Source organism: Ruminiclostridium josui JCM 17888 (assembly GCF_000526495.1).
Classification (GTDB): Bacteria; Bacillota; Clostridia; order Acetivibrionales; family DSM-1351; genus Ruminiclostridium; species Ruminiclostridium josui.
Genome location: NZ_JAGE01000001.1, coordinates 2,606,602 through 2,626,333, shown reverse-complemented (window position 1 = coordinate 2,626,333; position 19,732 = coordinate 2,606,602). Strand labels below are relative to the sequence as shown.

Annotated in this window: 19 protein-coding genes; 1 reads left to right on the top strand and 18 read right to left on the bottom strand. The window is 35.9% G+C overall.

Features of this window, described 5'->3' with window-relative positions:
* Positions 1-2: 2 nt before the first annotated feature.
* From K412_RS0112055 to K412_RS0112025, 7 genes are all read right to left on the bottom strand, one after another.
* Positions 3-638, bottom strand: a complete 636-nt coding sequence (locus K412_RS0112055; RefSeq protein WP_024833343.1) for an MBL fold metallo-hydrolase — start codon at positions 636-638, stop codon at positions 3-5.
* A 109-nt stretch (positions 639-747) separates the two neighbouring features.
* Entirely contained in the window at positions 748-1,770 is a 1,023-nt protein-coding gene (gene rfbB, locus K412_RS0112050) for a dTDP-glucose 4,6-dehydratase (protein ID WP_024833342.1), read from the bottom strand.
* A 424-nt stretch (positions 1,771-2,194) separates the two neighbouring features.
* Positions 2,195-3,937, bottom strand: coding sequence for an ABC transporter ATP-binding protein (locus K412_RS0112045; RefSeq protein WP_024833341.1), 1,743 nt, complete (start codon positions 3,935-3,937; stop codon positions 2,195-2,197).
* Positions 3,930-4,973, bottom strand: a complete 1,044-nt coding sequence (locus K412_RS0112040) for a S8 family serine peptidase (RefSeq protein WP_024833340.1) — start codon at positions 4,971-4,973, stop codon at positions 3,930-3,932. The genes K412_RS0112045 and K412_RS0112040 overlap by 8 nt, the downstream gene beginning before the upstream one ends.
* Positions 4,974-5,135: 162 nt before the next feature.
* On the bottom strand, positions 5,136-5,291 hold the full coding sequence (locus K412_RS22315; RefSeq protein WP_157833826.1) for a hypothetical protein: 156 nt from the start codon (positions 5,289-5,291) through the stop codon (positions 5,136-5,138).
* Positions 5,292-5,389: 98 nt separating this feature from the next.
* Positions 5,390-6,418: a radical SAM/SPASM domain-containing protein gene (locus K412_RS0112030; RefSeq protein WP_024833339.1), complete on the bottom strand. Its 1,029-nt coding sequence runs from the start codon at positions 6,416-6,418 to the stop codon at positions 5,390-5,392.
* 4 nt (positions 6,419-6,422) lie between these two features.
* Positions 6,423-7,703 carry a radical SAM protein gene (locus tag K412_RS0112025; RefSeq protein WP_024833338.1) on the bottom strand — a complete coding sequence of 427 codons (1,281 nt, stop codon included), beginning with the start codon at positions 7,701-7,703 and terminating at the stop codon, positions 6,423-6,425.
* 240 nt (positions 7,704-7,943) lie between these two features.
* Between K412_RS0112025 and K412_RS0112020 the strand changes: the two genes are divergently transcribed.
* Complete coding sequence (locus K412_RS0112020) at positions 7,944-8,651, top strand: hypothetical protein (protein ID WP_024833337.1); 708 nt, start codon at positions 7,944-7,946, stop codon at positions 8,649-8,651.
* Between the two features lie 121 nt (positions 8,652-8,772).
* Here the strand turns inward: K412_RS0112020 and K412_RS0112015 are convergent, their stop codons facing one another.
* The 11 genes from K412_RS0112015 to K412_RS0111965 form a co-directional block, all read right to left on the bottom strand.
* A complete protein-coding gene (locus K412_RS0112015) occupies positions 8,773-9,495 on the bottom strand; it encodes a tryptophan synthase subunit alpha (protein WP_024833336.1) in 723 nt (240 codons plus the stop codon).
* A gap of 166 nt (positions 9,496-9,661) precedes the next feature.
* Positions 9,662-10,807, bottom strand: a complete 1,146-nt coding sequence (locus K412_RS0112010; protein WP_024833335.1) for an iron-containing alcohol dehydrogenase — start codon at positions 10,805-10,807, stop codon at positions 9,662-9,664.
* A gap of 30 nt (positions 10,808-10,837) precedes the next feature.
* A complete protein-coding gene (locus tag K412_RS0112005; RefSeq protein ID WP_024833334.1) occupies positions 10,838-11,626 on the bottom strand; it encodes a BtpA/SgcQ family protein in 789 nt (262 codons plus the stop codon).
* A complete protein-coding gene (locus K412_RS0112000) occupies positions 11,623-12,381 on the bottom strand; it encodes a nucleoside phosphorylase (protein WP_024833333.1) in 759 nt (252 codons plus the stop codon). Before K412_RS0112000 ends, K412_RS0112005 begins: the two co-directional genes overlap by 4 nt.
* Before the next feature lie 8 nt (positions 12,382-12,389).
* The gene (locus K412_RS0111995) at positions 12,390-13,343 is read right to left on the bottom strand and encodes a carbohydrate kinase family protein (RefSeq protein WP_024833332.1); all 954 of its coding nucleotides are present in this window, start codon (positions 13,341-13,343) and stop codon (positions 12,390-12,392) included.
* Positions 13,343-13,912 (bottom strand): cysteine hydrolase family protein, encoded by a 570-nt coding sequence (locus tag K412_RS0111990; RefSeq protein ID WP_024833331.1) that lies wholly within the window; start codon positions 13,910-13,912, stop codon positions 13,343-13,345. The genes K412_RS0111995 and K412_RS0111990 overlap by 1 nt, the downstream gene beginning before the upstream one ends.
* On the bottom strand, positions 13,905-14,822 hold the full coding sequence (locus K412_RS0111985; RefSeq protein ID WP_024833330.1) for an ABC transporter permease: 918 nt from the start codon (positions 14,820-14,822) through the stop codon (positions 13,905-13,907). Before K412_RS0111985 ends, K412_RS0111990 begins: the two co-directional genes overlap by 8 nt.
* 12 nt (positions 14,823-14,834) lie before the next feature.
* Complete coding sequence (locus K412_RS0111980) at positions 14,835-15,917, bottom strand: ABC transporter permease (RefSeq protein WP_024833329.1); 1,083 nt, start codon at positions 15,915-15,917, stop codon at positions 14,835-14,837.
* A gap of 10 nt (positions 15,918-15,927) precedes the next feature.
* The gene (locus tag K412_RS0111975; protein ID WP_024833328.1) at positions 15,928-17,475 is read right to left on the bottom strand and encodes an ABC transporter ATP-binding protein; all 1,548 of its coding nucleotides are present in this window, start codon (positions 17,473-17,475) and stop codon (positions 15,928-15,930) included.
* A 32-nt stretch (positions 17,476-17,507) separates the two neighbouring features.
* The gene (locus K412_RS0111970; RefSeq protein WP_024833327.1) at positions 17,508-18,737 is read right to left on the bottom strand and encodes a BMP family lipoprotein; all 1,230 of its coding nucleotides are present in this window, start codon (positions 18,735-18,737) and stop codon (positions 17,508-17,510) included.
* Between the two features lie 195 nt (positions 18,738-18,932).
* Positions 18,933-19,661: a GntR family transcriptional regulator gene (locus K412_RS0111965; protein ID WP_024833326.1), complete on the bottom strand. Its 729-nt coding sequence runs from the start codon at positions 19,659-19,661 to the stop codon at positions 18,933-18,935.
* Positions 19,662-19,732 lie beyond the last annotated feature (71 nt).

The following is a 19,732-nucleotide window of genomic DNA, read 5'->3' as shown; positions in this document are numbered from 1 at the left end:
ATCTATATATAATCCAGTGCCACAACCTTCGGATATTCTGATAGATTATCTTCATTTATTGTAATCTCGTTACTAGGGTACTTTTTACCATCCATTTTTTCCATAAAACTTTGCAATTCTGCCAATTCAAAGGACAGATGTTTTGTCTTATAGTGCATAGGAATTGAAATTCTAGGATTAATTGATTTAATAACCTCTATTGCCGTATCTCCATCGATTGTGTATACACCGCCTATGGGAATGAGAAGCACATCTACCTTTCCGATTTCCTTAAGCTGCTCTTGAGATAAAGCATGTCCCAAATCCCCTAAATGACAAATACTCATGCCATCAATGGAATAAACGAATACTATATTTGTCCCCCTTTTTGTACCACTCAATTCATCATGAAAAGTTGATATTCCTTTTATACCTATATCTCCGTGGGTAAAATTGCCTGCATCCTTTATATGCTTAAAATCACCCTTCACAACCCCAACATTAGCATGGTCAAAATGATTATGGCTTACTGTCACAATCTCTGCCTCTGTATGTGGAAGAGAATAACCCACCGTTTCATCAAAAGGGTCTGTCAGTATCCTTGTTCCATTATCCGAAGTTATAAGAAAACACGAATGTCCAAACCATTTAATCTTCATATTTACCCTCCTATTTAAAGCTAAGTATTATACATATTTTACTATAAATTCTCCAGAGTTTAAATAAAACTGGGAAAGTAATCCTTAATACTTTTGGAAAAGTAATAGATTATTCTTTCCCCAAACTTCTACTTTTAAGGACTTTATGCAACCATTCTCTATTATCCAGATACCACTGTACGGTTTTATAAAGTCCTTTATCAAAATCAACTGATGGATTCCACCCCAATTTCTCCCGGATTTTTTTAGTACTGATGCTGTAATACAGGTCTGATGCCTTCCTGTCCTGTACGTGTTGAATCATATCTTCTCGAACTTCGCCTTTTATATAAGATATAATCTTATCTACTACAAAACGGTTATGATATCTTTTCTCTGTAGCTATATTGTAAACTTCGCCGGGTTCACCCTTATGCAAAACCAAGTCTATTGCCCTGCAATTGTCCTCAACGTATATCCAGTCCCTCAACTGCATTCCATCACCATACACTGGAAGTTTAAGGTTCTCCATGGTTTTATGTATTATCACCGGAATCAGCTTCTCCGGGTATTGATACGGACCGTAATTATTTGAGCTTCGAGTAATATTTACAGGAAGCCTGTATGCGTCCCAATAGCATTTTACATAAAATTCAGCAGCAGCCTTGCTGCAAGAATATGGATTATGTGGGTTCAAAGGAGATTCTTCAGAACAACTTTCAGTACAGGGGCCATACACTTCATCTGTGGATATTTGCAGGAACTTTACACCCGTAATGTATTCGTTATCTCCGATTGCCCATGCCTTCTTGGCAATATCCATCAAGTTAACAGTTCCCGTTATATTAGTTTCAATAAATTCCTTTGTATTGGTCATTGAGCGGTCCACATGACTCTCCGCAGCAAAATTGATTACATAGTCAATTTTATGTTTACTAAATATCCTTTCTATCTTCTCTTTATCGCAAATATCACAGCAATAAAACTTATAGTTTGTGTCGTTAATTAAGGCTCCCGTTAAATTGTCCAGGTTTCCTGCATAAGTGAGCTTGTCAACATTGATTATATAAATGTCTTTATGACTTTTTAACATATATCTTATATAATTAGAACCTATGAATCCCGCCCCGCCGGTTATTAAATAAGTTTTCATGCTAAATTCTCCTTTTACAATTATAATTTAGCATAAAGTTCTTTATATAGAAAGAAGATTTAATTATTCCTACAAATGGCCTTTTATTAATAACTAATAACATTAAATATCTCGCTACATTAATCTATAGCAATTAAAATTAATAGTTGAATTACGATTTATAAACGTTACCCAAAACGAAGTTAACAGGCTTCAATATAGACAGAATGTTAGCCTCATCTCAATTAATTAAGTAGTTCTCACTTACTTAATTAGTAAATATGCACATGAAACACAATTGTCATAACTAACTAATTAGAATTACCCCTTTCCCAAAACAGATGTATGTTCTCGGATACTATTTTATATGTACAGTACTACCAAGGAATACTCCCTTCTCTTGTCCTCAAAACAATCCAACTTATTTTTGTAAGTCAATTAATAATTATGCAGTAAATTTCCTGTTGTAAAGTTTATAATAGACATTCTTTAAATCTAAAAGTGTCTCATGTGAGCCTAGTTCCACTACTTCTCCATTTTCAATGACATAAATAATATCTGCTTCCTTCACGGTTGATAATCTATGTGCAATAAAAATAACTGTTTTGCCTTCAAAAAAGTCTTTTAAATTATTCAGAATATTTCTCTCGGAGATATTATCCAAAGCTGCTGTTGCTTCGTCAAAAATGATAATCGGAGAATTTTTTATAATAGCCCTTGCGATAGATATTCTCTGTTTCTGTCCTCCAGATAGTTTTACACCACGCTCACCTACAATTGTTTTTAGCTGGTCAGGAAGTGACATAATAAAATCGTAAATCTCAGCCTTTTTTACAGCTTCAGTTATTGTTTGTGTAGAAATATTTTTATTCCCAAGTATAAGGTTATTCAATATCGTATCATCAAATAAAAATGTATCCTGTGTAATTACGCATATATTCTTTCTCAAGAATTTAAGATTATAATCCTTTATATCCCGATCATCCAATAATATCTGCCCACTATCAGTATCCCAGAGCCTAAGAAGTAATTTGGACACAGTGGACTTTCCCGAACCGCTAGTACCTACAATAGCAGTAACTTTTTGTGGCTCAAAAGTCAAATTGATATCATGGAGTACTTCCTTTCCTCTTTCATATGAAAAACATACTTTTTGAAAATCAATTTTCCCAATTATGCTTTCTGTAGGCCTAACTGAATTTTTTTTATGCTTTATATCCAAAGGTTCATCCAATACGTCAAATATTCTGTCAATTGACACCAGAGCCTTCTGTAGTCTGGTATTTGACTGGGCAATCCGCATAACCGGAACCAACAATCTTTGAGAATACATGTTAAATGCCATTAGTCCTCCTATAGTCATGCTTCCGATAATTACCTTATACCCCCCATAGCCCAATATACCTACCGTTACAATGGTACTGATCAGGTTTGCACATACCATACTTACTGACATAGTAGTTTCCAGATTTATCCCCTGCTTGACATAGGTTTTTCCTATAGAAAAGAACTGAGTAAAAAACTTTTTTTTAGCATCTAATGTTACAATATGCATAATACCTGCAATAAACTCCTGTACAACATTTGATAGATTCCCCATCGTTTTTCTTATACTTTGAGTTTTGTACGATATCATTTTTGTGAACTTAAGCTGAGTAATCAGCATTAACACCTGCAATACTACTGTTATAGCAAGCAAATCAAATTGCAGCCTTATAAGAAATACAAACATTACAATCGATGTAAGAATATCAGAAAGAATTGAGAAAAACATCTTCGTAGCTACATCTTCAATAATGAAAACATCCCCGTCCAAAATTGTTAACAGTTCCCCTGTCTTCATATTTGTAAAATATTTTCCTGAAAGCTTGCTTATATGGTCTAAAATCTTCAACTTTAAATCAAATATGATTTTTTTTCCTATACGAGAATATATGTAATCAGAAAATACTTGACAAATATTCTGGATGACAAATACTGCAAGATAAAGCAGAATTATTTTTATAAGGTAGATTATGTCCTTGCTGCTAATAGCCTCATCAATTATTTTCATCATCAAAAACGGCAGTGCAAGTGAAAGAAGTGCATTAAGTATCATAAAAAGCATCGCAATAAACTGATCTTTTTTATATTTAAAAACCATTTTGCCAAACCTTTTTAGATTATTCACGTTTAATTGTTTAAACAATACTTTTAGCCTCCAGTACAAAATCAAGTAATGTGTATAACGTACGGAATGTGTTAAGATTAATTTGGTTATAGTTTAATTTTATATTAAGCCCCTTTTCTATATTTTTTATCAGGTCAAAGCAATCGGAAAGTTTCAACCCTATTTCCCGATGCCTTAAATTTATATTTTGATAGAGCAATGGCATATTAGCACTCGTTAAGTTTAATGTCTCGGCAATAATATCTGCAAGCTCTTTAATCTCTTCTTTAAAACAGTAGTACTTATCCTGTTGCATTTCATCAGGTTCAATACAATATTTATAGATATCTTCTTCAGTCCAGAAGTTTTTTACCGCGGTTTGCTCCAAGAGCAATTGAAGTTCTTTAAAATCGATATTTGGTTTATCAAATAGAATTCTTGCAATCTTCCCTGTCATTAAAGGCGTTGCCTTACTGTTTTTTCCGAATAAACCAAATAAATTGTTTATTTTAGGCACTAAAACAGGTATACTATCTGCAACACACTGTATTCTATAGTTTCTGTTATACCAGTAATCTCCATTTCCATTAAAGTCACGTCCCCTTACACCTATAACATGATCAAACACTGCAGGATAACTACTGTCGCTTTTGTTTTCCAAAGAACAAACCAGAATTTTTCCCTGCCCATATAATTCATCACATACTTTTTTGAGTTCTTCCTGATATAATTCCCTAGTAGTAGCTACACTCAGATTAATAAGACGGATATCCATTTCAAGAAGGTATTTTAACGCTGCTATCAACGCTTTTGAATTAGTCATATTGTTTTTATCCAGTATTTTTATAATAAACATGCCTACATCTGGTACTTCCCTTTTAATAATTGAAGCACAGGATGTTCCATGACCATTTTCGTCCTGATAATTGTCAGATTTATTTACTTTGCCTTTTTGAGTATCGTACTCAAAAGCAATACCGTCAATTATATTTTCTTCTAAATTGATATTATTAATGTCAATTCCGCTGTCTATTACGGCAACCTTTAACTGCCTTTTTATTAAGCTATCTTCCATTGTAGACCTCTTTGAAATAATTAGTCTGTATTCATTTTTTTGACTTTTATCATACGTTAATCTCTCTCAAGTGATAATTATAGAGAATTGGTTTTATTTACTAATTTGATAATATACTAGCTGCAGGTATTTAGTACCTACAGCTAGTATATGTGATACTACTTAATGGTTTGTTGATACGTATGCATTATGGCCTTGAGACGCACAATCATGCAGACAGTCATAATTTGAAAGTGGTAAACCTACTATATCACAAGCCTGTCCTTTTACATCTAACTGTTCTTCAGTCTTATCAGTTATCTTTTCGATTTTTAACATACTTTCACCTCCTCTTATGTAAGAAATATCAATCTATAAAATTAGCCTGTTACTTATTTTATGGCGCCAGTAAAGACTAAAAGATTGCTTAATTAGAACTAACACTTACTGTTAAAGAACCTGTGATAAGTATTCTCCACAGCGCATAAAACTGCAGAAGGCGTATGATAATCACCTGTCATTATTTTATTTATGATTTTGCATCTTGTACCATCACAACATTTGTAACGGCTGCAGCCGGAACACTGAGTATTCTCAATCTTTGAAAGTGCATGTATTTCTTCAAGCTTTTTTTTGATTACGCCTGTATTTACATGTCCCACAATAAACTCATCGTGCCCTATGGTGTGAATACATGGGTACATATTGCCTTCAGGGTCAATATGTATTCCGTTAATTCCGCCTAAACATATTCCTTTAGACCTACCTTCAAAAGTGGGATCAACAATTCCCACCTTAACGTTCGTAATTTTATCATTTTTATCAAGCAGAGCTTTTATTTTATTCATTTCAGAATACAATATTTCCATATGCTCAGTATCCCAATCATTGCTGAATAAATCTGGGGCCGGAACAATTGTCGTGAATCCCATATCAATCAGATGCTTGACGTCCTCAAAAAGACTTGCAACTGTTTTTATATTAAATGTCGTACGGACACGGATATCCGGTCTTCTTTTCAGTAAATCAATAAATTTTCCGGCTACTATTTCATAAGTACCATCCCCGTTTGGAAATACCCTGTTGGTATCATGTGTTTTTTTTGTACCATCCAAGCTTATTGATAAATAAAGTATATTGTCACATATATACTTTGATATTTCTTCAGTTAAGAGGGTTCCATTAGTTGTCATGCTGAATTTAAGCATTTCATCATCATTTTTAAAGTAATCCCTGAATTTATTTATTATATATTTTATTAATTCAAACTGTAGCAATGGCTCCCCTCCATGAAATCCTACAGTTAGCGGTTCCTTTGTATGTAAGTCTCTATAGTGCCTCATAGTATAATCAATTGCTTTATCGGCAATATCAACGGTCATTGCTTTCTCCGGCTTCTTTTCACCCTCATAGCAGTATTTGCAGCTCATATTACATTTTGTTGTTACCCAGAACATCGAATTCATAAAATCACCTGCCCATTGCCTTTCCCCATACTAACTCGTTTAGAACAGGCTTTATAACAGAGCATCTCTCTTCAAAATCGTCTTCACAGTTTTTTAATCTTTTTAACTCATTCAGGCAAGTCCAGCAAAACACATTAACTTTGCATTCCTTACACTTGTAAAAACTATCAGGTTCTATATCGGATAAGTTATTAAATGCCGGGAATTTGCCGTTCTCAATATTTTTCAGGCAGGTCAGGTCACTGATTTCACTAATATTACATATTTTGTAATCGATATCAGTCAGATTTGGGCAAGGGTATATGCCCCCGTCGGAATTTATATATAATTCGTGACAGCCAGCACCGCAAGAGCAGCCCCTAATCGGCTTTTCACATAACTTCTGCTTGAAATTCTTCGGGATAAATGTCGTTTTACTCTTTTTATCCATTATTGCTAAATCATTTATTTCACCACGCCCAATAGGAGAAAATACTCTCACCATAGGTATAGTTCCTAAAGAAGCATTGAGTGAATTAAACTGTTCTTCCAAATGCTGCGTCTTTTCTCCTATTACCATAGAAAGGCTGATATTCTTAAATTCATTATTCTGAAGAAGCCTTACACTTTTCATTACTTTATCAAATACACCTGAGCCTCTAATTATTGAACAGGACTCTTCATCTACGCCATCCAGGCTTATATCTATCTGATAACATAATTCGGTTAATTTATGTACATTTTCTTCATTAATAAGAGTTCCATTAGTTGCAAGTGTTATTTTCCCATTATATCTTTGAGCAGTATACTCAAGTATCTCAAAAAGGTCTTCTCTTAACATCGGCTCTCCGCCGCTAAAAACTATATTTGCAGGATTCACAGTTAAAATTTTGTCAATTGCGGATAACACCTGTCCAGTTGATAAGGTTTCACTATCAGCTTCCTGTCCGGCATTGATGCAGCAGTGAATACATCGGAGGTTACATCGGTTGGTTAATGCGAAATATATCTGGTCAATTTTTTTTATGCCATGAACTTTACCTTCTTCAATACTGATTTCATCAGTCATCAGTTCCATATTTATCAGTTTTTCAAACAATTTATTAAAGTAGTCCCTATCCTCATCATCTGCAAGACTTTCTAATAACTCATTTATTGTAAGGTTGTGTTGAATTCCAAGAGTCAGAACATCATAACATTGCTTCGATATTTTTAGCCAGGACCCGTTGTCTCTGTTTACAATAAGTACTCTATCATTATTAGTGATAATCCTTGAATCTTCCGTAAATCTATACCTTTTATCCATTGGATTTCTCCTTTTCTCTATACTTTGCATAAGTTCTCAACACAAAATTAAAAATGCAAAACCATCCTAGGTAAAAACACAATTGTAGTTTAATACACTAATTAGCACTAGTCGAGGAATTAAACTTGAATTAAATGTGAAATTTATTTGTAGAAATTTGATTTATTTACAAATTTTGTATATAATTAATTATTATAGTACGTGACGCTGTAATATATAAAAAACAGGAGAGGTGCCGCTATGAACAGAGAGAATTTTTGCTTTAATGAATTATTACGAATAACTCTTAAATCACTAAACCTCCGTTACAAGGATCTACTGGATTCAATGAATGTGCAGTATTATTTGGATCAATCAATCGTAAGTAAATGGGTAAGAGGTGTGTCTAAACCTACTCAAAAACATTACAACGATATTGTCAATGTTTTGTATACCAAAATACAGGAAACTAGCAGTAAAGGATATAAAATACTTCTGGATAAATTTATGTATGAAATTAAGGAATATATCAAAGGATCATACTTAACAGATGAAACAAAACAACACTTACTTAAAATTGATGAAGTAGAAAATATTTTAAAAGATAGTCTTGAATTATCATACCATTTGGAAAATTGTTCTGATTCTAATTATGATAGCCTTAAAGAATTGCATACAAGTAGCAATAACAAGATAGTTGAAGATACTACAAAATCAGTTTTATTAAACAAGATTGAGCCCATAGGATTAGTTTGTCTAGAACAGAAAATTTCACCTCAAAATTCCCATAACATCATTATAAAGATTCCCAACGTTATCTATATCCAAAAAAAGACTTTGATAAGTATATCAAGCTTAGGATTATTTCGTAGATGCAGAGCCGGTACTTACTTTCAAAGGCTTACCTCGCGGACTGGCGGGAGAAGAAAACTTCTAAACAGTACAAAATTTTCATATGACAGAAAATGATATTTATCTGACTTAATATGCTTGGATAATGACACTAATTTGTATATATTACACATAAAGACTGCTGGAGGTTAATGCTATTTCACAATTAACTTCCAGCAGTCTTTTATGTGTAATTCTTTTATTCGTTGCAGGTCTTTTTAAACAAAGCAATTGTTTCTTTCATTTTTGGTATATCTGTGTGAAGCTTCAGTACAGTACTTCCTACAAAAACACCGTCAGCTCCGGCTTCTTTAGCCATTTTTATGTCTTCGGGTGCGTATATACCTACACCGCAGTATATCTCCCTTTTTATTCCCAGACTCTTCAAATGACCTATACAATCCTTGAGGGTTGGGAATTTTGGATTAACGTTGTTGGTAGTCGGCTTTGCCTGCATGTAAACAAATCCGTTGGACTCAACTGCCGCCTTAATTTCATTTTCGTCCATGTGGAATTGAACATAGCAGGAAATTTTTATTCCGTTGGCAATAAGCTTGCTCTTAACTTCTTGATTGTCTCTTCCCACATAGATAAGGTCCATCATATTGTTATCAACACAGAATTTTATAAAACGGTCAACACCAATCTCAAGAATTGTATTTTCGTATGACAATAAAATGAATTTTGTATTGGGATGACTGTTTTTTATCTCTACAATTCCATCCATGTACTTTTCGTAGTCATTGCAGGCAGTAAGAGCTTCTTTCATTCTATTTGCGATATATTCACCTTCAAGGTAGGGATCAGAGGAAGGAAAATCTACCTCGATTATATCACAGCCTGCATCAATATAGTCCTTAGCCATTGTTATACTGGACTCTATTGTTGGGTATCCGTTGGATAAATAACATATTAGTTTCACATTAAGCCTCCATAAGCCTTTCGGCATAATCATTTTTACTCTTCTTTCCCGGCAGTACTTACTTATTCAAGTTTAAGGTACGATAATTAGTTTACATAATATACTCTGATATGCTACAAATTCACCTGAATAACTTCATACCAACCGGGAAATTCGAGTTATTTTTTTAAGCTCTATATACTTTAATAAATAATTCCTTAAGTTGTTCTATTGAAGGAATAACGGGATTTGTTTTAGTACATCCGTCCTTTAGGGCCATATCAGCCATTGCGTCCAACTCATCCATGTATCTCTTTTCGTCAGGTATTAGTTCTGCAAAATGACTTGGAATTCCTATAGATTTATTCAGCTTCCGTACAACATTTACTAAATCTTCTGCCCCCAGTTCTTTTGCCAATTCACCATAGGAATTCTTTGCATCAGCATTATGTGAATTAAATTCCATTACATAAGGCAGTATCACAGCATCAGCAAGTCCGTGTGAAATTCCGAAAAAGCTTCCCAACGTATGTGCCATAGAATGAACTATTCCCAATGAAACATTGGTAAATGCCATTCCCGCAGCCATGGAGGCATTAATCATAATTTCTCTGCATCCGATATCATTTCCTTGACTGCAAGCCTTTGGGAGATTTAATATGATATCCTTAGCTGCATTTTTTGCAAATATATTGCTAATATAATTTGCTCTGTTTGACACAAGTGCTTCCAGTGCATGAGTCAATGCATCCATACCTGTTTCAGCCGTAATTTTTGCAGGCATTGTTACAGTAACCTCAGGGTCGCATATTGCAATATCAGGCATCATTTCCATATTTCCTACTCCATATTTTATATGGGTTTCATCATCTGTAATTACCACAGAACGGCTGACTTCGCTGGCTGTCCCGCTGGTTGAAGGGATGCATACCAGAATAGCCTTGTTCCTTAGCTTAGGTACTGTGTTTGGGGGTACAATGTCGTTTAGGGTTGTCAACTCCGGGTGTTCATAATATACCCACATGGCTTTTGCCGCATCCATTGCAGAACCGCCGCCCAGTCCTACAACTATATCAGGCTGGTACTGTTTCATCACTTCTGCACCTTTGTAAACCGTACTAAATAGTGGGTCAGGCTCAACACCTTCAAATATCTGACTTTCTATTCCGGCTTCTTTTAAGTAATCTATTGTTTTTTGCAGAATTCCGCTTTTTTTCATGCTTGAGCCACCGGTTACAATTACTGCTCTCTTACCCGTCAGGGTCTTGAGGTGTGCAAGTGAGCCTGCACCAAACATCAATTGGCTTCCGGCAAGTTTCATTGGTCTCATCATATACATTCAGTCCTTTATTTTTAATTTACACTATACATTCAATGCATTAATTAACTCTGTGCAAAGTTCCAGAGACACAGGGTTTTTTATATTTCCGCCCTCTTTAAGGCTGGAACCGACTATTGCACCGTCTGCAATGCCAAGTTGCTCTTTTATATTGCCGGTTTTAACGCCGCTTCCCGCAATTACAGGAATATTGGTTACTTTCTTGACTCTCTTAATGATATCAATTGGAGTCTCAACCCCTATGTGAGTACCTGTTACGATAATTGCATCCGCTCCACACGCTTCCGCAGCCCTTGCAGAATCCTCAATACTTACATGTGTAAGTACCATATGTGTATGCTTTACCTGAATATCTGCAAGAATTTTTACATTTTCTGCACTGAGATTCTTTCTGAATATCACGGCTTCTCTGGCACATGGCTGTATAATTCCTCCGAAAAATTCTACTGTATCTACAAACACAGGGATTCTGACGAAATCAGCTCCTATTGCCTTTGCTATAGATAATGCAGTTTTGTAATCATTCATTGCTGCATCAATACCAATTGGAATATTGACATTTTGAGCAACGACAGCGCTTATAGCCGCAAGAGCACATGACTGTTCAATGTCAAGATTTACTCCAAACACATTGTCACCCATATTCTCAATGATAATGGCATCCATTCCCGCCTTTTCAAGTGTTATTGCATCCTTTACAGCCTGTTCGGTAACTTTTTTCATATCCCCGCAAAAGTCAGGTGTTCCGGGCAGTGCAAGACAATGTACCATTCCTATTACAAGAGCTTTTTCTTTAAATTCTAATCCCTTCATTTAGAAGCCACCTCCTTATCATATATAACAAGTCCATCCATTGCGATTTTACACAAATCAATTTCTGATTGTTTTCTTGCGTCTCCTTTTAAGAAATCCTTCAGGTTTTCAAGAACAGTTGTCATTGTAACAATACATGCCTTTATTCCCATTAGATTTGCCAGAACAAGCATACAACTTGATTCCATATCTACAGCAGATATATTGTATTTTTTAAGAGCAGTGAATGTTTCGCTCATATCCCTCTGCATTTTTTCTGAAAGACGTGAATCTCTCATCTGACTGTAGAAACCGTCCATTGTACAGGATAATCCGTTTACATATTGCCTGTTATTTTGCAAAGTACTTTTATTCATACAATTAATTAAATCAATATCTGCTACCGCAGGATAAGATACCGGTACATAAGTTTTGCTGGTAGCTTCCTCTCTCATTGAACCTGTAGGTATAATCATCTTGCCCAGCAAATCATCCTTTAAGCCCATTGTAGTTCCCATACGTACTGCTACTTCCATACCGCACTGATACATTTCCTCCATAGCAATTGCAGCTGATGGTGCACCTATTCCCGTTGATGTTACTGTAATACGCACGCCTTTGTAATAGCCTGTATAGGTGTTAAATTCTCTTGCAAATGCGATATGCTGCACATTTTCCAACTGGCTTGCAACTGTCTCAACTCTCCATGGGTCTCCTGAAAAAAGAACGTATTTTGCTATATCTTTTTCCTGAGTTTTTGAGTATAAAGTCTCCATCGTATATATCACACTTCCTCTTTTATAAATTTGTCGAAACGCTCAAGAAATTTCTGTTCAGTAGGAGCATTAGTGGTACAGCCAACCTTTTCAATGATAAAGGATGAAAGTACACTTCCAAGGCTGCAACAATCCTTTATATTTCTACCTTTCAGATATCCGTACAAGAAGCCCGCCATAAATGCATCTCCTGAACCAGTGGTATCCACTACCCTTCCAAACTCTGCTGCTGTTATCCTATGGGATAAGATACCATTTTCTGTCTTCTGGTAATAAACGCTTCCCTTCTTACCCAGTGTTGTTACTATAATTTGTGCTGCTGTCTTATTAAACAACTCTCTGATATCATTAAGTCCGAAGACCCTCTGTATCTCTCCCTGTTCACCTTCATTGCAGAATATAATACTGCTGGAGGAGAGAACCTCTTTGAAGAATTTTTCAGGGAAAGCGTCAAAATCACATTTCATTCCAAAAACCAGAGGAACTTTTTCAGCCATACACTGTTTATAAAATTCAAGATTATCCTCATATGATCCAACAGTCATAACACCAATCTGTGACTGTTTGAAAAACTCCGGATTCATTCCTTTTGCATACTTTTTATCCATCGCTCCGGGATAGAAAATAGTAACATGGTTATTTTCCGAATCCGCTATAAGGTAACAATTTGAAGTAGTTTCATTAGGAACTATCTCAACCGCATCCATGCATACGCCTGCGTTTTGGAGATAATCATAGAATCCCGTTTCCCTGTAGTCATCTTCTCCTACTCTTATAACAGGAAGCGACTTCATATTAAGCTTTGCCATAAGATAGGCAATATTTGTGGAACACCCTCCGTACTGAATCCTTGCATTATCACTGTTTTCTACCAGTGAAGTATATCCGTATCTTAAAGGAGTTGTTGTTTTTATAATTCTGTCCAAACTGACATATCCGTTTATTACAACATCATATTTCATCAGACCATCTCCCCTTTGTCCAGGAGATCGAAAAGCTCCTGTGAAGTCACTACTTTGCCTAAATATTTCTTTATATCTGTCAAATGAACCTGATTAACCGTCTCATCATTGGTTGCCACACAATCTGATACCACTATAGGAGTATAATCCAGATAATATGCATCTGTGACTGTGGCCCGGATACAACAGTTCGTTTTTGTACCAACTATTATGACATTTTGTATTTTATTTTCTCTTAGTACCATGTCAAGGTCAGTACCAAAAAAACCACTGTAGCGTCTTTTTTTAATAACATAATCCTTCACCGGGTCAACCGTAAGCATTGGGTCAATTTCATCTCCCCCGGTGCCTTCGATACAGTTTGGACGCATGTTAATCAGATTTTTATCAAATTTATCCTTTCTGTTGCTGTGTCTCAAAAAGATAACAAGCATATTATGTTTTCTGCATTCATCAAGAACCTTTTTTATTCTTGGTAATATTTCAAGGTTTTGAGGGTAGAACACCAGCCCTTCGGGGTCAGTGAAATCCTTTACCATGTCTACAATAATGAGTGCTGTATTATTCAAGCTTAAACCCCCTTATATTAGTACGTCGCTTCTCAATAGCCGAAACCGCAAACAATACTATAACAATCATCAGGTATGGTACTATTTCAAACAGGCCTGATACCGGACCTGCAAACAAAGCAAGGTTTATGGCCAATGACTTTGCAAGTCCGAAGAGAATTGCGTACATGGCCGACTTAATTGGCTTGGCTTGTCCGCAATATATTGCAGCTATTGCGATAAAACCTCTTCCCGCTGTCATATTGTTGGTAAACAGGGCCATTCTTTCAACTGCCAGATTGGCACCTGCCAAACCGCAGAGGGCAGCTCCTATAAGTACGGCAATATACTTTATTGCCGCACTGTTGATACCAACAGATTTGGCAGCTTCTTCATTCTCACCTACAACCCTTACGTAAACCCCGAATTTTGTGTTATACATAATTACGGTGACAACAGCAATAAGTATAATACTTAAATAGGTAATCGCTGTGTGTCCGCTTAAAAGTGAATTTAGTATGGGTATATCCTTTATAATAGGTATATTTATTTTTAAGCCTGCCGTGTTAACAATAGAGCTGACATTGATATTAGCCATTGCCATGTATTTAAGAACAAATGAACTCAAGGCTGCAACAAAAATATTTATACCGAAACCTGTAATGATAAAGTTACTTTTCATTGTGATTCCGAAGAACGAAAAGATTAGTCCCAAAATAAGTGTACATAAAACACTTATTAAAATTCCTAACCACAAGTTCCCCGTAATCAGAACAAATAGTGTACTGCTGAAAGCACCCATAAGCATCATACCTTCAAGTCCGATGTTAAGCACGTTTGCCTTGTGTGCAAATAATCCACCCAGCACAGCAAGAATTAACGGAGCACTATGATAGACCATGTCATACAAAATGTTATTCAATAAGCTCATAATCATCTACCTCTATTTATTAAAGTCTGTACTTGAAGACTTCTTCCATAATAATTTAACTTTCTCAAACAAATGAAACTGTTCATTAAAGAACTTTACAGATAGTAGCAGTATCAAAATACCCTGAATAACACCTACAATATCCTTTGGAACATTGGTAAATACGCCGATATAGTCACTTCCGGTTTTCAGAGCTGCATAGAATACAGCTGCCACCAGAATTCCTACAGGATTATGGCTGCCAAGGAGTGCAATCAGCATACCGTCCCAACCCAATCCCGGACTTCCGGAAAAATCAAGAGTAAATCGATATTTCTCGCTCATGAGGAATCCGGCACCTGCCAATCCGCTAATGGCACCACTTATAAGCATAATGATAATAATTTTCTTGCTTACATTCATACCCGTAGCTTCTGAAAACTCAGGGTTTTTTCCAATGGCTTTTACTTCATATCCAAGCTTTGATTTATTGAAAACTATATACATGATTCCAAAAACTATAAGTGCTATAAAGAAGAATACCGTAAGATTTGAGCCGAATATTTTTTTAAACATTGCACTTTCCGCTATTGGATAGGTTGAAACATATCCGGATGCCGGGTCTTTGAAAACTCCCTGAGAAAGAAACTTTACTATTTCAACAACCACGTAGTTGAGCATAAGTGTTACAACCATCTCATTTACATTAAAGTACGCCTTAAGCAGTGCTGGGATAAGTGCAAAAAGCATTCCCACAACAATACCTGTTAGTACACATAATGTAATATGGAGTACCGGAGGTAATCCCTTTACGGTAAAGCCTACAACCCCTGCAAAAAAAGCACCCAACACAGCTTGACCTTCAACACCCATATTAAAGATATTCGCCTTGAAGGTTATTGCAATTGCAAGCCCGGTTAATATTAAAGGGGCTGCGAAGTGCAAGGTTTTTAAAAGTCCGTCCAGGCTAAAGAGAGATTTTTTAATCATTACGGAATAGGTCAAAAAAGGATTTTCGCCTATTGTAGCAATTATAATCCCCCCTAATATAAGGGCACTGATTACCGGAAATAAAACATTAAATATATTTTTTAAAAGTGTATTATTTTTCTTCATAATTTCCCTCTTATTCTAAGGATAGTCCCGCCATTAGCAATCCAATTTCAGTGCTGTCGGCCTTTTTACCTTCAACTTCCCCTACAATACGCCCTTTGTACATAACTATTATCCTGTCGCTCAGGTTCATTATCTCGCTGAGTTCGCTGGAGACAAGCAAAATGGCCTTGTTTTCACTTCTCAAATCAAGAATCTTATTATGGATAAATTCTATTGAGCCTATATCAACACCTCGGGTAGGCTGGCTTACTATGAGTACCTTTGGGTCCGAGTCGAACTCTCTTCCCACAATTATCTTCTGGGCATTTCCCCCGGACAACTGTGATACATTTCCGTTCTTTTCAGCTACTCTGATATCATATTTTTCTATAAGCTTGTTGCTGGTATTTTCAATTTCGTTTTTAAGCAGGATTCCATTTCTGCATACCTTCTTATTACCGTGATATCCGGCTATAATATTCTCAAAGATTGTCATATCCTTGCACAGTCCTTGGGCATATCTGTCTTCTGGAACTATTCCGATACCCTCTGAACGCAGGCTACTTGGCCATTTATTTGTAATATCCTTATCATATAAGCGAACCGAACCTTCCGTTGATTCCATCAATCCCGATAGAACTCGCACCAGCTCGCTCTGTCCGTTTCCTTCTACCCCTGCAACTCCTAAGATTTCACCTTCTTTTATTTCAAAACTTATATCCTCAATAACTTTCTTTCCGAAGTTATCTCTGGTGGATAAATTGCTTACAGAGTAGGCAACCTTATTTCCGCTTATATCCTTATCTTCCTTACTTACATTCAGTATTACTTCACGTCCAACCATCATTTTGGCTATTTCAGCCGAGCTTGTATCTTTTGTTGCTTTACTTCCCACAACCTTGCCTCGTTTTATAACTATAACCTTGTCGCTGACTTCCATTACTTCACGGAGCTTATGGGTAATGAGTATGATTGTCTTTCCCTGCTTTTTAAGTTCTTTGAAGCTCAATAAAAGCTCGTCCACTTCCTGAGGAGTCAAAACCGCAGTAGGCTCATCAAATATAAGGATATCCACATTACGGTAAAGCATTTTTAAAATCTCAACACGCTGTTTTGCTCCTATGGAAATGTTCTCAACAATATCGTCCGCTTTAAGCTCAAACTTGTAATCCTCAATTATCTTCTGAACTTCTTTTTTCTCAAAGTTTTTGTTTATAATCGGAATCTTTAACTTAATTTTTTGAGATAAGTTTATCGTTTTGTTTTTTTCCACTCCAAGTAATATGTTTTCAAAAACAGTCAGGCTGGGCACCAGCTTAAAATGCTGATGCACCATACCCAGGCCACAATTAATGGCATCTAATGAAGAACCGAATGAAACCTTTTTTTCATTAACTAAAAGTTCCCCGCTTGTAGGACGCTGAAGTCCGAAAAACATATTCATGAGAGTTGTTTTTCCAGCCCCGTTTTCTCCAACTATTGCGGTTATTTCGCCTTTACCGATGGAAAGGTTTATATTATCGTTAGCAACAAAATCGCCATATTTTTTGGTTAAATTAACAGCTTCTATTGCATACATATTGCCGCCCTCATTCTGGTTTATTTTTATTTTTAGTCGTTAGGCATTTTTAGATTTGCGAGCTTAGCTTTATCAAATTTCTCTCCTGCCTGAGCATTTGTAACCTTGATTTCACCGCTTGCTATCTTATCAGAGATAGTCTTGAGCTGACCCTTTATTTCATCCCATTTAGCTTTTCCGTCAGCTGTAACCTTTGACTCGATAACACTTAAATCAGTGATTCCTGTCGCACCTGAAGATAGATTGTAGCTCAATACTTTTCCATTAACCTTATCCATAGCATTATCCTTAAAGTTCTTTGCTATTTCATATACAGGTACTTCTGTGTTCTTTAAAACACTTGTCAGTATGTTTCCTGGTTGGTTTGCGTCCTTGTTTGCGTCAACTTCTATTGAAAGCTTTTTAACTTCTTTAGCTTTTGCGTCTACTCCATCACCTACAGCTCCTGCAACTGCATATACTATGTTTGCACCATCAGAATAGTATGTGTTAGCTTTTGTTGCACCGGCAGCTGAATCACTGAAGCCTGCATTATAATCACTGTAGAAAGTGTAATTTACGTTAAGTTCTTTAGCTACATAGTTAATACCTTCAGCAAAACCGTATCCAAATACTGTGATACCATTTGATTTTGATCCTCCAAGGAAGCCTACTTTTCTTCCTGCATCACCTGAAGTAAATGAATAATCTCCACTATTGAACAGCTTTGCAGCATTTTCGTTTACTAATGTAGCTAATGCACCTGCCATAAAGGAAGCTTCGTGAACATCAAAGAGAACTGAAACAACGTTTTTATGTTTTACGCTTCCGTCATCATTTACATTTGGATTATCATTGAATATTACAAAAGTAGTGTCCGGATATTGTTCGGCAATTGGTTTGCTTCCTCCAACTCCCTTAATTAAAGCGTCAAAATTGTATTCAAGGCTGAAAATAAGCTTGTAGCCTGCACCTGCCAATTGTGTCAAGCTGCCTGGTATATCAGTAGTTTCAACAACCTTATAATTTATTCCTAAATCACTTTTTGCTTTTTCAAGACCTGCAATTGCCGACTGGTTATATCCCTTGTCGTTAGGTCCTGCAGCAGATGTAATAAGCGCTATTCCAGGGCCTAAATCTGCAGTACCGGAACTTGAATTTGAAGCATTAGTACTACTGGCAGAGGAATCACCAGCTTTGGAATCAGAACAGCCTGTAAAAACCATTGATACCAGCATAATCAGTGCGAGCAGAAAAGACAGTTTCTTTGTAATTTTATTCATGTTGACCTCTCCTCCGAAAATATTGTGTAATAGATTTGATATATTAGATTTTCAGAAGCCTAAGTCGCGATCTTAGGTCCTCTTTTTATAAAAGCCATGGCGTAATTGATTTTTGAGTGCAGAAAACTAAGCCACAGCATATTATCTCACTTGGCATTTTTACTTCTTTTTTTCAATTAATTCTCAATTTAGGAATTATTCGTGTATCTGGTTAATGTAAAATTTAAACTTGTCTGACCTGTAGAAGCTTTTAAAAGATTCAATAGGTATCTCTCTTCCATTTACCATTCCATATGTTATAGCCTTAAATAAAAGTATAGGCTCTCCCTCTTTTATTTGAAGCTCTCTGGCAACCTCGTCAATCGCCAGTACTGCCTCAATGGTTCTAGTTGCTTTAGTAATTTTTGTACCGTATTTAGTTTCAAGTACTTTGTAAATGGAATCAACTCCGAAATCATAGGTGTCTATTAAGGGAAATAACTTGCATGGTAAATACGCAGTTGTCAGGTTAACAGGTTCGTTGTTTGCATAATATACACGCTTAATTTTATATACCTTGTCCCCCTGACTCAGCTGCAATTTCTTGAGCATAACTTTGTCAGCCTCAATAACCTCCGACTTGAGAAGTCTCTTAGAAGGGGTCATTCCCAATTTTAATATATCTTGAGTACAACTGGTTATCGAAATTAAATCCTGATCCAGAGTATCTTTTTTAACAAAAGTTCCCTTACCCTGAATACGATACAGATATCCTTCATTAACAAGATCATCTATAGCCTTTTTAACAGTTATCCTACTTAATCCAAAGATACCCATTAGTTCTCTTTCACTTGGAATAAGGCCATCGGGGCCGATTTCCTCATTATTAATCATTTCTACTATTTTTTGTTTTACCAAATAGTATTTAGGTACCATTCCGCTCACGATTATCCCCCTTGAATGTCCTTGTTATTATAATAATATATTGTTATGTTGATATGTCCACTTACATAATA